Origin of the sequence: Rhizobium esperanzae, assembly GCF_002204185.1 — a bacterium.
Taxonomy (GTDB): domain Bacteria; phylum Pseudomonadota; class Alphaproteobacteria; order Rhizobiales; family Rhizobiaceae; genus Rhizobium; species Rhizobium esperanzae.
In genome coordinates, this window is record NZ_MXPU01000005.1 from 215,384 (window position 1) to 231,170 (window position 15,787).

General features: G+C 57.8%; 11 protein-coding genes and 1 pseudogene. 5 read left to right on the forward strand and 7 right to left on the reverse strand.

Features of this window, described 5'->3' with window-relative positions; translation table 11 throughout:
- The first annotated feature begins 4 nt into the window (after nt 1–4).
- The 5 genes and pseudogenes from B5E41_RS09470 (at nt 5) to B5E41_RS09490 (ending at nt 4,366) form a co-directional block, all read left to right on the forward strand.
- A complete protein-coding gene (locus B5E41_RS09470; RefSeq protein WP_088393022.1) occupies nt 5–1,849 on the forward strand; it encodes a peptide antibiotic resistance protein in 1,845 nt (614 codons plus the stop codon).
- Between the two features lie 19 nt (nt 1,850–1,868).
- Nucleotides 1,869–2,081 (forward strand): hypothetical protein, encoded by a 213-nt coding sequence (locus tag B5E41_RS09475; RefSeq protein WP_064804367.1) that lies wholly within the window; start codon nt 1,869–1,871, stop codon nt 2,079–2,081.
- Between the two features lie 42 nt (nt 2,082–2,123).
- Complete coding sequence (locus B5E41_RS09480) at nt 2,124–3,311, forward strand: YcaO-like family protein (RefSeq protein WP_088393024.1); 1,188 nt, start codon at nt 2,124–2,126, stop codon at nt 3,309–3,311.
- Nucleotides 3,308–4,014 (forward strand): annotated as a pseudogene (locus B5E41_RS09485) (TfuA-like protein). The gene B5E41_RS09480 and the pseudogene B5E41_RS09485 overlap by 4 nt, the downstream one beginning before the upstream one ends.
- A 103-nt stretch (nt 4,015–4,117) precedes the next feature.
- Nucleotides 4,118–4,366: a hypothetical protein gene (locus B5E41_RS09490; RefSeq protein ID WP_064804362.1), complete on the forward strand. Its 249-nt coding sequence runs from the start codon at nt 4,118–4,120 to the stop codon at nt 4,364–4,366.
- A gap of 489 nt (nt 4,367–4,855) precedes the next feature.
- Here B5E41_RS09490 and B5E41_RS09495 read toward each other — a convergent pair whose 3' ends face one another.
- The 7 genes from B5E41_RS09495 to B5E41_RS09525 form a co-directional block, all read right to left on the reverse strand.
- The gene (locus B5E41_RS09495) at nt 4,856–5,062 is read right to left on the reverse strand and encodes a hypothetical protein (RefSeq protein ID WP_004676311.1); all 207 of its coding nucleotides are present in this window, start codon (nt 5,060–5,062) and stop codon (nt 4,856–4,858) included.
- Nucleotides 5,063–6,259: 1,197 nt separating this feature from the next.
- Nucleotides 6,260–7,369: a glycosyltransferase family 2 protein gene (locus B5E41_RS09500; RefSeq protein WP_088393026.1), complete on the reverse strand. Its 1,110-nt coding sequence runs from the start codon at nt 7,367–7,369 to the stop codon at nt 6,260–6,262.
- Nucleotides 7,359–9,122, reverse strand: coding sequence for an ABC transporter ATP-binding protein (locus B5E41_RS09505; protein WP_425350123.1), 1,764 nt, complete (start codon nt 9,120–9,122; stop codon nt 7,359–7,361). Before B5E41_RS09505 ends, B5E41_RS09500 begins: the two co-directional genes overlap by 11 nt.
- On the reverse strand, nt 9,119–10,192 hold the full coding sequence (locus B5E41_RS09510; RefSeq protein WP_088393028.1) for a glycosyltransferase family 2 protein: 1,074 nt from the start codon (nt 10,190–10,192) through the stop codon (nt 9,119–9,121). The genes B5E41_RS09505 and B5E41_RS09510 overlap by 4 nt, the downstream gene beginning before the upstream one ends.
- A 4-nt stretch (nt 10,193–10,196) precedes the next feature.
- Entirely contained in the window at nt 10,197–13,199 is a 3,003-nt protein-coding gene (locus tag B5E41_RS09515; protein ID WP_088393030.1) for a glycosyltransferase, read from the reverse strand.
- Nucleotides 13,193–14,371, reverse strand: a complete 1,179-nt coding sequence (locus B5E41_RS09520) for a glycosyltransferase family 2 protein (RefSeq protein ID WP_088393032.1) — start codon at nt 14,369–14,371, stop codon at nt 13,193–13,195. Before B5E41_RS09520 ends, B5E41_RS09515 begins: the two co-directional genes overlap by 7 nt.
- Nucleotides 14,372–14,505: 134 nt before the next feature.
- Nucleotides 14,506–15,486 carry an NAD-dependent epimerase/dehydratase family protein gene (locus tag B5E41_RS09525; RefSeq protein WP_064804350.1) on the reverse strand — a complete coding sequence of 327 codons (981 nt, stop codon included), beginning with the start codon at nt 15,484–15,486 and terminating at the stop codon, nt 14,506–14,508.
- Nucleotides 15,487–15,787 lie beyond the last annotated feature (301 nt).

Here is a 15,787-nt window from a genome sequence, read left to right on the forward strand (position 1 = left end):
GACCGTGCTTCATCTGCAGACATTCGGCGATCTGCGGCTGACTGAGTCGGATGGCGAGCCGGTTCGCTATCCGGTCAAAGGTCTGTTGATGATGGCCCACATCTATGCGGGTGCGAGCCATGAACTCAGCCGTTATGAACTGGCCCAGTTTCTATGGAGCGACGTCGAGCCCGAATTGGCGCGGCTCAATTTGCGCAAAATGCTGTCCCGCATCCGCGAGATGGACTGCGGACGCACCGACATAGCTTTCGATTTCACTGCGACGACGGTGTGCCTCAACAAGCAGGTGGTGTCCAGCGATCTGGATGTCTTTCGAGCCGGCGGCTCGCCGCTGGATCGACTACAGGCGATCGCCGAATCGACGCAGCGCGGCTTCATCGGAAATATCAAGCCGGCGACAAAGCAGATAGATGCTTGGATCAGGGCGCAGCGGGACGCCCATGCGCTGCAATTGCGTCAAGCATTGCTGGAGGCGTTGCCTGATGTGCAAAAGCCGGGCGCGGCGCGCATCATTTCCAGCGCCGCCCTGCAGATCCTCGAGCGGGATCCGAATGACGAGCAGGTCAGGGCATTGCTGCATCGGCTATCCGGCAGCGCATCGTTCGGCGAGAGATTGCCGGAGAGCGGCGGCCAAGCAAGGGTGGAGGTGAAGGGTCCCGAGCCCGGCAGCCAGTCGACCGATATCGAACGCATATCGCCGATCCCGCGGATCCTTCCCCGTCTGGTGTTGCTTCCCCCGACGGCGAAGCACGCCGATGCCGGACTTGCACTTGCCAGCGCCCTGATCGAAGACGTCACAATCGAACTCTGTGCGCTTCGGCATATTTCCATCGTCGCACCGCATACGGCCGGACAGATCCGCCGCGACTCCGAAAAAGCGGCGGTGGTCGCCAAGCACTCGATCACGTATCTTCTCGACACCCGATTTTCCGAAGAGGGATTGTTCGCCCAGCTGATCTATTTCCCGACGGATGAGATCGTCTGGGCCAATCGCTTTAAGATGAACCCCGATATATTGCCGCGTCAAAGGCGGGTTATCGCCCAGCAGTTGACCGAATCGGTGGCGCGTGAGCTGGCTGAAAACGAGGAGGAACGGCTACGTTTCGAAGCCAATCCTGAGGCCTATCACGCCTATCTCGTCGGCTCCAGCCTGATGAGCAAGCTGACGCTGCCGCATATCCGCCGGGCAAGGAAGGCGTTCAAGCAGTCGCTGTCGCATAGATCGGATTTCTCGCCGTCATTTACCGGGCTGGCAAGAACTTTCACCAGCGAGTGGCTCGTGACGGCGCAGGGAAACAATGAACTGCTGCACCTGGCGGAGCAGCATGCGCTTCGCGCAATCGAGCGAGATCCGGGATCGGCGGCGGGCCATCGCGAGCTCGGGGTCACCAGACTTTATCTCGGTGATGTGGATGCCAGCGTCGCAGCCCTTCATTTGGCGGAAGAGCTCAGTCCGCATTTTGCCGATGTCATCTACAGTCATGCCGACACGCTTGTGCATGCATCCCGCCCCGGCGACGCGCTCGCCAAGATCAGAAAGGCAATTTCGCTCAATCCGATCGCGCCTGACGCTTATCTCTGGTGTGCCGCGGGAGCAAGTTTCTTCCTGGAACAGTATGAGGAGGCCATCGCCTATGTCGAGGCGATGAAAGACAAAGCGCCGGCCCATCGTATCGCCGCGGCCAGTTGCGCAATGATCGGCGATCGAAAACGGGCACTCTTCCATCGGCAGCGCGCCGAAAGCATCAATCCGGTGTTCGACGTCGAGAAGTGGCTCGCCATCGTTCCCTTCAAGGAGCACTGGCAAAAAGAGCTATATCGGGAGGGCCTGTTGAAGGCTGGTTTTTAACAATAGCTGAGGGGCATACATGGCGAAAGCTGTCATTATAGGAATACCGGGCGAGGAAGGTCTTTGGCTCGCCGATCTCGATGCAGGCACCGTCAAACCGCTCAATCCGACGGGGGAATTGGCGACTGCGAGCAGCCTGCGCAAAGCTGGCGGCATATTCGTGAAGGGCGTCGATTTGGCCGTTGCCGTTTCATCGGCGCAGATCGCGCTTTCCGGTCATGTCGACGGCTGAGCCCGCATTCTGACGGACAGGTCCATATATCCCGACAGGATCATATCGCCGCGGGAAACTCTTTCCCGCGTCGAGCCTTTTTTAGCTCGGTTCGGCATAACAAGGGTTGCACGACATACTGGGCTTGATGACGTCGGAATTCCCGTCTGGTGCGCCTATACGCCGAATTCGCGCTCAATCGTGATTGCTCAGGGAAAGGGTCTGACCGACATCGACGCCAAAGTATCCGCCGTCATGGAAGCCGTGGAACGGGCAGTTGCCGGCGACCCTTTCGTCGATCTTGTCCGCAATACCTCGTTCGGTCTGCAGGCAATGGGGCACAAGATCGATCCGCTGAACTGCCTGATCGCCATGCATAAACCCGATCTCGGGCCGGACGAGGAGACGGAATGGGTGGCCGGCATCAATATCCTCACCGGCGAGACGATCCATATCCCTTTTGAAGCGGTGCTGCTCGACCGCACGCGCGATGCGCGATACTGGATGTCATCTGACGGCTTGGCGTCGGGAAACAATATCGAGGAGGCCGTTTTCCACGGTGTGCTCGAGCGGATCGAGCGGGATGCGAATGTGCTATGGCAGGTTGGCGCGGAAAGGGATCGTTATGCCGGCTGCGTCGACCCCCGCGGCTTTCAGGACGATGCACTAACCGGGTTGATCGACAAGATCGAAAAATCAGGATTGGCGCTCAGGCTCTTCGATATCACAAGCGACATCGCCATTCCCTGTTTCACCGCCATTCTGGGTCCCTGTGATTCCGTTCCAGGCCAGCGGGATCGCCACAGCGGCAGGGACATTCGCCTTGTCGAGGTGACCGGCGGTACGGGAGCCCATCCGTCTCCCGTGCGCGCGGCCATCCGGGCGGTAACGGAAGCCGCGCAATCCAGACTCACCTATATCAGCGGAGCCAGGGACGATATTTCTCCCGCCACGTTCTCGAGATCCTTGCCGCCGCTGATGCGGCGAGCCTTCGACGCAGTTCCCGTCTCGCCGGCTGCCGGTCCTGTCCGCCACCGAACGTCAGGACATCGGGATCTGGCGTATTTGCTGCAGCATGTGCTGGTAGCTTTGCGAAACAAAGGCATCGGTTCGATCATCGCCGTACGCCTCAGCGACGACACGCTTCCCTTTGGCGTCGTCAAGGTCGTTATCCCCGAACTCGAAAATCCGGAAGGGCTGCGTGCTCGCCAGTTTGGAACAAGGGCGCTCGCGAGAGCGATAGGCTTTTGAAGGTCATTTTCGCGGGTCCCAGTCTTCCCGATGCAGCCTCACTTGCCGGCGAGGGGATACGCGTCCTGCCGCCCGCCACGCAGGGCGATGTTCTGGCTGTGGTGGAACAGGGTGCCAATGTCATCGGCCTGATCGATGGCGGTTTCGAATACGCTGCACCGGTCTGGCATAAGGAAATTCTCCATGCTCTTTCGCTTGGCGTGACGGTCCTCGGGGCGGCAAGCATGGGCGCGCTGCGCGCTGCGGAATGTCATTCATTCGGGATGATCGGGATCGGCCGCATTTTCGAAGACTATCGCATGGGTCGGCTGGTCGACGATGCCGCCGTTGCGCTCGTGCACGCGCCGAGCGGGCTGGGCGGCAAGCCGCTGACGGGACCGCTCGTCAATGTCTGCGCTACGCTCGACGCCATGGAAAGGAATGAGTTGCTCCCAGATGGGCTGCGCCAAGTCATCGAAGACGCCGCGAGCGCAATATTCTTCAAGAGGCGGACGTGGCGGGCAATCGTCGAGCAATGCGCTGGCGTAGCCGAGCCGGATCGCCCGCACCTTCTGGCCACCCTCGTGTCGCATTCCGTTGACCAAAACGCATCGATGCACTGGAATTGTTAAAGGTGGTGCAGTCGACCGCCGATATTCGCGTGAATGCCGATTTGTGCTGGAAACTGCGCGAAACCTCGTTCTCCACACGGTCCGCATTGTGAAGCAAAGGCGACGATCGTCACCGAGAGTTGTGTCACGCTTTTTTCACGGGCTCGACCACGTCAGCCCGCGTATCATTCCTTCCATTCGTTGGAGAAAATGGGCATGGGCGTGACATCGACTATTAAACTAGATGGAGATCTGGGGGCGAAAGACGCTCTGGACGAACTGGTCGCACTGGCACGGATGATCGCCTATGCGCGGCAGGTTGCTCAGGATGTCAAACTGCAATTCGCGACGAATTGCCTCGACCTTGCTCTTGAGGCGGTGAAACAGGAAGTCGGGGAGGGGCTGACCAGAGAGTTGGCCGAATTGAGTTCTCCGGTTCCCCTGGTGAGCATAAAAAGTCATTAGAGCGGGTGCGTTCTATCGGACGCACAAAGGACGCTTTAACAACACCCTCATCTATGAATCGCGCTTTCCGAAAATCGATTGCGGTTCCGGGCCGATGTGCCGGGCGGCGCCTTGCTGCTTCAGAACTTTGGATAACCCGTGAACGTTAACGTGGCCTTCGAGGGTTATGGGCGCCTTGTACCGATGATGGGTCGCGAATAATGGGGCTTGATCGGTTCAAAAGACGGGTGCTGTCGGGGGAATACGAGCTACCCTGCAGGCTCAATGTATCGGCAATCATCTGAATTGTTGGCTTCGAAGAGGTCCCCGGCATTTCGCGGGCCGCCGGACGACTGCCGCTCGTTCAGAACTTATTCGACACCCTGCGTAAAAGATAGGTTCAAATGAATGGTAAGCGGTTTCGTTGACGTTGTCTCCGGGCAAGGAGACGGCGACGATTTTCGTTTTAGCGGTCGTCTGCCGACCGGCCAGCCTGGCCGGTCCCTGATCTCAATGGGTCAAATTGCGCTTCTGTGCCAGCAGTAAAATGTAATCGTCGGCAATGTCCGCGATGGCCATTGCGACTTCCGCCGGATCGCACCCCTCGACCTTCGTGTTTGCAATGAACTGATAAACCGCCTTCTCAATCTGTTTCCGGCAGATCATCACGCGTTCATCATAACCAAATTCCGGAATCTGCGATGCCATATCACTCATCAGGTCGGCTCCTCACTACTTGCAGTGACCATGACACAAATTATAAGTTGAGCAAGCAAATGCTTTATGAACGGTTAATTCGACGGCGGGTGCGACCATTTCGACACAGGTTTGGCCATAACCGGACACTCAGCCCGTTGAATGAGGTGAGGTCTTTCGTGCTGGAGGGTTCATCGTTCCATGTCGGGGGAGCCGCTCGACCGAAGCTGGTCGTCTCCTAGGCTGCGGCTTGTCATTCCGAGGGTCTCGGATCATCAGGAGAACTTGTCATGATCAGTCGAAGGCTGCCTTATACCGGTCTGGCCAGTGGCGTGATGAACTGTGATAGTCCTTTGATTTGCGGGCATATTAAAGTTTCATTCGTCTCCAGATCATCATTCGTTGATGTTGAATTGCGTTGCCAGGTTCTTTGGAGCCGGCCAGTCCGGACACCGTCGGGCAATCGGTCGTGGCCGCCTCGTTTATAATGCCGGCCAGTCACGCCCGCTGCCGACAAGGCAAAGCGGAAATAACGTCGGCAGTTTACTTTTTTTTTGACAGCATTCATCCCTGTTGGCTGCGGGATACAAAATTTAACAATCCCGCGGCTGAGTAAAATATTAATGAAATTTTACCAAAAGGTAAAAATATCTATTTCGTATAAAAGTTGTATCTAGATATCTATTATAAGCTAAATGAGTATTTTCTAATAATTACTGCAGGGTGTAGTAACTGAAAAATAGTAGATAATGTGACGGACTATAATAGATAATAATATCGCCTGCGTGACGACTTCTTGCTGTGCGCCGGGGTCGCTGAGTGGAAGCATTCGGCATTAATTGCAATGTTGGCCGAGACGATGCGTTGTAAAACGGGAGCCTTGGTCCTGTCGATATAGCGGATTTCTCGTCGTCCGACGCAGGATTCACTGTTTACTCTGCGCCAACCTTCGCAGAGTTAGAGGACCCGCCGGGGTGGTGACGGGTCCTCGGATAAGATTGCCTGCACAGTACGAAGATATGATTGCTGTTAAAGTCGATGCTGTCACGGATTATTGTTGGGTTAGTTATGTTTTCCCACAATTTATTGTCTTATCGTTACGCCAACATTTGTCTTTTTTGAAGTTTGTACTTCAAAATAATGAGATGGTCGCCGGCGGAGTGGAAAGCGCCGGCCTTCCGAAGCATTTTCGTTCTCTCTCGCTTGGCGGAGATTGCTCTATCTTCGCGAGGTCGCAGCGGACTCTCCGCCGCACCGGTCGATCTTCGATAAGCGCCGGAACAAGGCCTTCGTCCGGAAGCGTGACCATCCGCCGACCAGCGGGATAAGGGGATCTAGTTCCTCGAATTTCTTAAAATACTTCTGCTTTGATTGCTTGACCGGCCGGACTTTGGCCAAAGCCCTGTTTGTGGCTCTGTTGGCTTTTGAAAAGATCAGTTTGATTATGACGGCCACAGCAAGGAGGGGGCTATGATGATAGATCTGCCTAAGCGAGGTGGCGGCGCTGTGCCAATCTTTCAACGCTGCAAATTTTGAGAATGCATAAAGGTGAGCCGAGGTGTGGGCGCAACTGACGACGAAAGCGGGAAGTTCCGGGTTGCGAGAGACACATTGCTCGGTCACTGCCAAAAGCGACCGCGCCATTCGGGACCTGTCGGCAGACATGGCCGCGGAATGAACGCGATAGCCCACCAGACCGAGTGGCACCGCCTCGATCTTGAAATGCTCGGCAGTGCGGAGTTCGAAATCGAAGTCTTCGCATCCTCCAATTCCTCGATCGGCATAGCTCGGATCGTAGCCGCCGATTTTGTCTATGACGGCGCGGCGCACCATGAAGCCGCTGCCATTGCCGACAAAGCGGAAGACGAGGTGGCGAATGAGGATGGATTCCCGGGCGTTGAGCGAAGAGCCGGACTTCGTGCAATATCCCTCGGAATCGACGAAACGGTGAAGGGCATATACTGCACCCCAGGCGTCCGGCAGGGGATGGAGCGCTGACAGCATCCTTTCGACATAAGTGGGATGCCATAGGTCATCCGCGTCGATGAAGGCTATATAGCTGGACCTGGATGCCTCGATCCCGGCATTGCGCGCCGCGGCTACACCGCGATTTTCGGTCGACAGGATCGTGATCCTCGGATCAGCTGCGGCGAACTCGCGACAGATCGATGCGGTATCGTCGGTGGAGCCGTCGTCCACGACGATAATTTCGAGTGCCGAATGGGTCTGGTCGACAACCGATCGAAGTGTGGCGGCGATGAACTCTTCGGCATTGTAGGCAGGGATGACGACTGCCACCGTCAATCCGGATAGAGACTCAGCCGCCATAGAGCAACCCATCCGCTGTTGTGGCCGGACGCAGGTCGATCCGGTTCTTCATCAACCTTGCGACCGACGGGCGATGGCTGACGACGATCAGGGTCCGGCCGTCATATTCCCTGAGCAGGAGGGAGAGCACGCGCCCCTCCGTCTCCTCGTCGAGTGCGCTGGTCGCTTCGTCCAGGAGCAATATGTCGGGCCGGCCGGCCAGCGCCCGCGCCAGACCGATGCGCTGTCGTTGCCCACCCGAAAGCCGGATCGCTTCGTCGCCCAGCCATTCGTCGAAGCCGTAGGGCAGATTCTCGATGAATTCGGTGGCGCAGGCCATATCTGCCGCCCAGCGGACATCCTCCTCAAGGATGTCGCGACGGAAGCGGATATTGTCGAGGACGGAGCCATCCATAAGCTCGACGTCTTGGCCCGAGACCGCGAGCAGGCGCAGCCAGCTGGATCGCTCGATATTCGAGAGGTCCTTGCCATCGATCGTGATCCGGCCTTCGGTCGGCTGAATAAGGTCGAGGAGCATGTTGATGATCGTCGTTTTGCCGGAGCCGCTGGGTCCGGTCAGAGCCGTGGTCTCGCCTGCCCTGATCGAGAAGCTGGCATGACGCACGGCAGGCATTCTGGCCTCTTCGTAGAAGAAGGATACATCGTGGAAAACGATCTCCTGTTTTAGATGTCGCAGTTCCTCTCCGCCTGCAGTTTTCCTGGCGTCGTCCTGTTCCGCGATCAGCGCGAGCACGTTTTGCAGTGAGGCTTCGATTTCATGCAAGCGCAGCAGCTGGGAATCGAATTGCTTGATATGTGGCTGGAGCCTGTAAAGAAGTATCGTGGCAGACAGGGCGGCCCGAAAATCGACCGGCAGGACCTGCGAGGACAGGATGATCGTCAGGATCACCCCGAATGTCAGCGTTTCGCTCAGAAGCGACGTTGCTGCCCCCATCCGATCCGAACGGCGCCAGGTTTCCCCCACTGTCTTGGACAAGGTTTCGAAAATACCTTTGTGGTCGTCTTCCAGACCGAAGCTCTTCACCGCCTTTAACGTCTGCAATGTGGTCCAGCTCAGATGGGTCAATTCTTCCAGAGCTGAAAGACTGGCGGCGCCAAGACGGCGATAGGCAGCTGCAAACAAGCCGAGGCTGAGGTTATGGACGACGCCGAACATCACCGCGAGCACAGCAATCGGCCATGCCATTACGAGCATTCCGACCCCGAAGATGATGATGGTACCGAGACTGATTCCCAGGCGCACAAGGCCGGTATGAGCTGAGGCCACGGAATAGGATTCGGTGGCTATGACATTGATCAGATCGCTGCGCTCATAGCGTTGAAATCGCTGGAAGGGGATCGTCAGAATCTTTGCATAAAGACGGTGACGAATACTCTCGCTGATCTGATGGCTTACGGTGCTTGCGATGATGTCGTTGACGAAGCCCAGAATGATCCTCAGGATGATCGCGCAGATCAGCACGGCGACTAGCATCGACTTCGTGATGGAAGATTCCAATCCGCCAAAGTATGCCGGTAGCCAGCCGACGGACCCGGAAGCGGGGCTTTGTTGGCTGAGGGCAAAAACGAGGCTGACCAGCAAAGTTATCCCCACCATTTCCGACAGCCCGGTAAGGATACCGATGACGATCAGGACGGAGGTTTTCAACCGGAGTGAGGGAACGAGCTCCAGAAGTTCGCGGAAACGCGCTGCGACAATAACGTTGAAGGCGCCCCACGACCTGCGGAGAACGGGTTTCCGTAGCGTCATCATAAATGATCCATCCGGGACTTGATGAGCTCGCCTGTCCGTATTGGCGTGGCTGCGACAAGGTCGTAAAACGACGTGCCGCTGATGGGGAGCGCCACGCTTTTCGGAGCCGCCCCTTTCGGCCACGCGTGCGACCTACCACGTATCCGTTTCAACAGTTTCCTGCGCTGCCGCTTCGCTTGGCGCCACAGATGCCTGGCAACCAGGCCGACAAGCCTTGACGGAAATCTCCTGACAAGGAGAGACGCCACTTTCCTGACCTGCCCGTAGTTGCCGCCGGCAAACGCCTTCTTGAAATACCAGCACGCCGTATGGAATTCCGCCCGGGTGGCGGCGGCGGCAAGATCGGGATGGCGCCGCTTCACGTCTGCCATCACCAGAGCGTGGGATTTCAGCATGCGCGAGGCGTTGCTCGACATGTTGCCTGCGGTAAAACGATAACCGGTCAGGAAATCGGGAGCCACTGCAAACGGTAGTCTTTCAGCCAATGCGAGATAGAGCTTCAGGTCCTCGCATCCCTCGGCTCCCTGATCACGCAGGGCAGAATCATAACCCCCGCATGCCAGGACCTCCGCCCGCGGCATGAGGGGGGTGCTGCCGTTGCCGATGAAATTTTCCCCGACCAATATTTCGAAGACATCGCCCTCATAGAGCACGGGACCCGAATGGCTGAAAATCACGTCGTCCCCGTCGATTGCCGCGTACCAGTTGTAGGCGACGCCGTGGCCTGCCGACAATTTCCCGAGCGCGCGGACTTGCATCTCGATTTTTAGAGGGTGCCAGAGGTCATCGGCATCGATCGGTGCGATGTAGCTGCCGCGGGCCTCTTCTATACCGTAGTTGCGGGCAAGGGCGACGCCGCCGTTTTGCTGGCGAAGGACACGAACGCGCGGGTCAGAAAGGCGATATTGTGTCGCCAGTTCGAATGTTTCGTCCCGCGATCCATCGTCCACGACGAGTATCTCGAGGTGTTCATAGGTTTGGGCCGAGACGCTTCGCAGCGTTTGCACGAGGGTCGCTTCCGCATTGTACGCGGGAATGATGACGGTCACCAAAGGAGGGTCAATGATCATGGCATTATCCGATAAAGGCGTTGGGATGGCCCATCAGTTCGGCGAACGCCGTGACGGGTAAATCGCCGCGTACCTCAAGGCGCGGGAGTGACAGCAGCTTGTCCGAAAAGCCCGCCTTTGCCGGCCTGGTGGTGAAGCCAATTTGATATCCCGCCTTGGCCAGAATTCCGGGAACACGGAAATCGGTGCAGCCGAAGGGGAGAGCGATAGATGTCGTGGCCGCGCCGAGCCGGTCCTCAAGCGTCTTGCGAGAATGAACCGCTTCGGCCAGTAGCGTGGCGTTATCCAGCGCACTCGCCGGCGTGTGGGTTTCCAGATGAGACCCAAATCGGATGCCCTTTCGATGAAGATCCTCAATGTCGTTCCAAGACATCAGAGGGGCTGGCTCACCGTAAGCGGCATCCCAATCCGATCGGCCGCCCACTTTGTCCGTCACGACGAAAACGTCGGCGCTGAAGCCGTTCTCCACAAGGATGGGATAGGCTTCGGTAAAAAAATCGAGATAGGCATCATCGAAGGTCAGGACGACCGGCCGCCCCTGTATCGGCGTTCCCACCTGAAGCAGATGGGCCAGCGCATCGGCCGTCAGCCCATAGTAGCCCTGCCGCCGGAGAAACTGCATCTGCTGGCGGAACATCTCCGGCGCGATCCGGAAACGCCGCAGCCGATCGGGACCTTCGCGCGCGATTCTGTGATACATCAACACCGGGATCGAGGTCGTCACTTCGTTCGACCACGCCGCCACTCGTTCGACGCCGGCCGGTCCCCAGATGATGTTCTTGGCCACCTCCGTGTCCAATGGGACACCGTGCCGTTCAATCCGCATTGTGTGGACGGACGTTTCACCCTTGCGGAACCGATGAATGGCGTAAAGCTCGGTCTCGATCGTTTCTTCCAGGGTAAGGTCCGGCAGGTTCGAAAAGACTTTCCTGATGGTGCCGACACCGAACGGATTGTCCCAATCGAAACCGGTCCTTTCGGGCTCGTCTCGCCGGAGATGGGCGTGAGCGGTAATCAGACAGCCGCCTGGCTTCAGTGCTGCGGCAATCTTTCGGCAGACCCGCTCCAAGACCTGTTCGTCATCCATGTAATAGAGGACTTCCGAGCAGACGATCAGGTCCTGTCCGCCAGGAATGTCGTCGCCTGCGAAGTCCAGGACACGAAACTCGGCATTCCCCCACTCTCGGCACCGCTCGGATGCTCTTTCGATCGCACGACGCGAGATGTCCGTTGCAGTCAGCGTCCCGACCTTTTGCGCAAGCTTCGCGGAGAATATCCCCTCCGCACAGGCAAGTTCCAATGCCTTGCCTATCCCTTCCGGAACAAGGCCCAGCGTCTGTTCATATTTGACCTGTTCGTAGATCGACACGTAGTTCCATGGGTCGGGATGCTCAAAGACCCTTTCCCAATATTCCTCTTTGGAAGCGGCCTCTGACAAAAGAGCTTCCTTTCCCGTTTTTTTTCCGCGGCGCTCGGCTAGCACCGCGCCATGCAAGCGCTCATTCTGTCGATCTACCTTCGAAAGGCGCTGGTCATCCGTTTCCCCGTCGCCTGCCAGGGATTTTATAAGAGCTGCGTCGCGCGTTGACTGGACAAGGCGGCCGAGGCGTCCCCGCCGTCGTCCTCCCCGACGAAGAATCCCAAGGAAGCCTCTATAGTTACGCAAGGTTTCGAATAACCAGTGGCGCGCATAGGCGAAGGTCCTGGGCGTGGGCAGTCGACCGCCTGCATGCATGTCCCGGACGATCAGGCGAACCAATGCGCCGACCGACAGATCTCCCCACAGCGGCCCCACGTGGGCACCGATATGTTTCTGTCCGGACGAAAGCTGCAGTAACAGCGTATCTGCTTCGACGGCCTTGGTAATCTTCGCCAGCTTGTTGACGTCGACGCCCACAGTCTGGACGCGTCCGAGCTTAAAAGAACGCGAGACGGCTTCTGATGAAAGCCGCCAGGCAAGAAGCTGCTCTGTCTTTCGTGCGGTTCCGGCCAGCGAATGGCTTTCGATGAGGGCGAGGAGCCGCGCGACTGCCGGTGCCCATGAGTCCATCAGGTCGATCAGGGCGGCAGTATTCTCAACCGATTGGCCCGTCTGCAACCCATGAAGGATGGCCACCGCCATCATGTCTTCGTGGCCCGAGCCATCGGGAAATTCCGGCAGAAGCTCGGCCAGGTCCTTGGGATCGGTTTCCGCATAAAGATGCATCGACGCGATCCAAATGAAGACGCGAAGCTGGCTAAGGGCCGGCTTCGGCCAAGCGTCGTCCTCGCCCTGCGTCGGCAAGCTCCGCTCAACTTGCAAGGCCCGCGCCCTTTCCGTCACGACAATCGCGTCCCGCATCATCCTGATCGGATCGGACGACAGAGAGCCGGCCTTCATGCGATAGAAGGCCAGGCATTTGTCCACCCGCTGGAATCGAGCCCCGGCGAACGCCATGCGAAGCCAGAGATCCCAGTCCTCGCAGGTTTGTAATGTGACATCCATGCCGCCCAGTTCCGTAAAAAGGCGCTTGGGAAAGACTGCCGTATGAATGGCCAGAGCGCAAATTGACGAAAATTGTTGGATTGCACGATCTCCGGTAAGGTCATGCGCCTGCTCGATCTTCTGCATCCGGCCGTCGGCCGTGACGCGGCGATAGCTGCAATGGGCGATTAGTGGCTGAGACTGGTTGCTGGCGATCGGCAGCATGCTTTCGTTGAAGGCGGGATCCAGCCAGTCGTCGGCATCGAGCATACAGAGGAGAGGCGCAGCGGCAAGCTGAGCGGCTGCATTGCGTGCGGCGGCGGCACCGGCATTCGGTTGACGGTAAAGCGTAATCCGCCCGTCCGCGCTGGCAAGGCTTTCAAGGATCTCCCAAGTTCCGTCGGTCGAGCCGTCATCCACCACGACCGCCTGCCAGTTCGATATCGTCTGATTTTGCAGGCTGCCCAGACAATCCGACAGCGTACCGGCGGCATTATAGGCCGGGATGAGAAAGGAGATCGCGGGTCTCGACGCCGTCACCATGGCTGCATTTTCCAGCGGCCGAGAAGATAAAATGCGCCCTGCAGGCTCCCCAGAACCTCTTCCTTCAGAAAGAAGTTGTCCGAAGTCGCTCCGCGTTCGAGCCGCTTCGCGAACCTTTTGAGATGATACCAGGGGAGCGACATCAGCATGCGGCGCAGATTGCCCAGCTTGCCGGTGTTCTGGTACTGGATCAGCAGCGCAGCGACATGGCCTTTCATATATTGATGGATCTGTTTTGCCAGCCCTTCCATGTCCTTGCGGTGAAAATGCCACGAAACCGCGGTCGGCTCGTAGCGGCAAGTATGGCCATGATGGAGCAGCCGATCCCAGAATTCGGAGTCGTCCGAACACCCAGCCGCCCCCGCGCCGAGTCGGACGTCGAATAATCCGCATTCATCGAACACTTTGCGACGAAACGCCTGGCTTGCTCCTGCGCCGACCATCGACATGGGATTTTTATGCCGCTTATGCCGGCGATAGAAGTGCCGATCGAAGTCCCTGCGCCGATAGCCTCGGCCGAACCCCCAGTGTCTTTCGAATATCAGCTGCGCGGGCGTGGAAAGCTCTCCGGGAAGGACGAGGCCGGTGACGCACCCGATTTCGGGCTGGTCGAACCCCTTCATCAGGTTCTCGAGCCATCGTTCGTGAAGCACCACATCGTCGTCCGTGAAGGCGACGAATTCCGTCGTTGCCGCGCGCACGGCAGCGTTTCGGGCATAGTCGAGGCCGATCCTATCCTCACGGACATAGGTGGCGCCGGCTGCCTCTGCGACACGACGCGTGCCATCGCCGGCCGATGCGTTGTCGACAACGACGATCTCGACCGGCGGAAGAGATTGTCTGGGGATGGATGCCAAGCAGCGGGCCAGCTCGTCGGGCCGGTCCTTGGTGCAGATCAGAATACTGACGTCATTATTTTTGAGCGGTATTCGCGCGACCTGATGCGCATGCTCGACCGTCTCGGGCTGGACGACGCGCAAGGCGAGTGCGGCCGTGTTCTCTGGCTTGTCGACATAGGCCTGTCCTACGGGAAGGCCATCCGACAGAAAGATCACCAACCCCTCGGAAAGGGCGGATGAGCCGGTATCGACCTCGGCCGAGGCGAGATCCAGATAGTGAATTGGTACGGGAAAGCGGATGTCCTTCAGATCAGCCGGAATTGGTACTCGCATCAACGCTCTCTCGATCGCACCCTTGAACCTTGCGCATCGGCCCTAAATCGGGCTGATCTGACGGGCACGATGCGCCGGTTCAGAATATCGCCTTCGCGCGTCCGAAAGGCCGCGCGCCGCCCAAGCCGTCAGCATCAACGATGCGCGCTGCGCAGCTGTGATGATTGCTTCTCGGCCTTCATTTTTTCCCTGAACCATTCGAGCGTCAGGGCCACGCCTTGCTCGTAACTGATCTTACACGACCACTCGGGCATGACGTAGTTCGCATTGCTGAGGTCCGGCCGCCGGTTGGTGGGATCCTGCGGGGGGGAGGGCTCGAAGACGATCGGCACGCCGCCGACGAGGCGGGAGACATATTGCGCGACCTCGAGAACCGAAATCTCGCGATCGTTGCCGATATTCAGCGGCCCCTTATAGTCGGTTTGGTTTATCCAGAAATAACGGGCGAAACCGTCGACGATATCGTCGACATAGCCCCAGCTGCGGGACTGCAGACCGTCGCCGAATACGGTGATCGGGCGGCCCGAAAGCGCCTGGGTGATGAAGTTGGAGACCGCCCGCCCATCGTCGGCGCGGGTTCTCGGGCCATAAATGTTGAAGGGACGGATGACCTTGACGTCGAGCCCCTGGGTGCGCTGCATCTCGAACAGCAGCGATTCCGTGCAGCGCTTGCTCTCGTCGTAGGACGAGCGTGGGCCGGTACAGTCGACCTGGCCCTTGTAGGATTCAGGCTGCGGCGAGACGAGCGGATCGCCATAGACTTCGGAAGACGAGGTAAAGCCGAAACGCCCCCCCTTTTTCAGGAGATCGAGAAGCCGCATTGCCCCGAGAAGATTGGCGGAAATCGTCCGCTTCGGCTCCTTCATATACCAGGGCGGCGATGCGGGAGAGGCAAGATGATAGATTTCGTCGAATTTATCGGAGGTCTGCAGGGTTTCGACATCCGATTTCACGAAGTGGAAACGCGGGTCCTTGATGTGCTCGATGTTTTCGAAAAGTCCGGTCCAAAGATTGTCTACAACGACGAGTTTCTGAAGGTCAGTCCGAAGCAGAAGTCGGTCGCACAGATGCGATCCGATGAAACCAGCTCCGCCCGAAATCAATACAGTTTTCATTTGCATTGCCCCTGATGGCTTCAAAAAGGTAACTGTCTATTAGCATTCCCTATAAGGACTGGCAATTGCTTAGAGAAATTCTAAGAAATACTCGCGCGTTAATCTTAATTATTAATTTGCAGTACTTAAGGTAGTATCACCCTGTGCACTGCGGGGCGAAGTTGCGGACTGTTGGACACATGCTGTAGCCGGCTCGACTACAGCATGTCCGTCAGCCGTCAAGGGTGGTTCTCTATCACAAGGGTGCAGTCGCGCATCGGGCTAAGGTCCGACTTGAGACGATCACTTGATTCAGAGCATT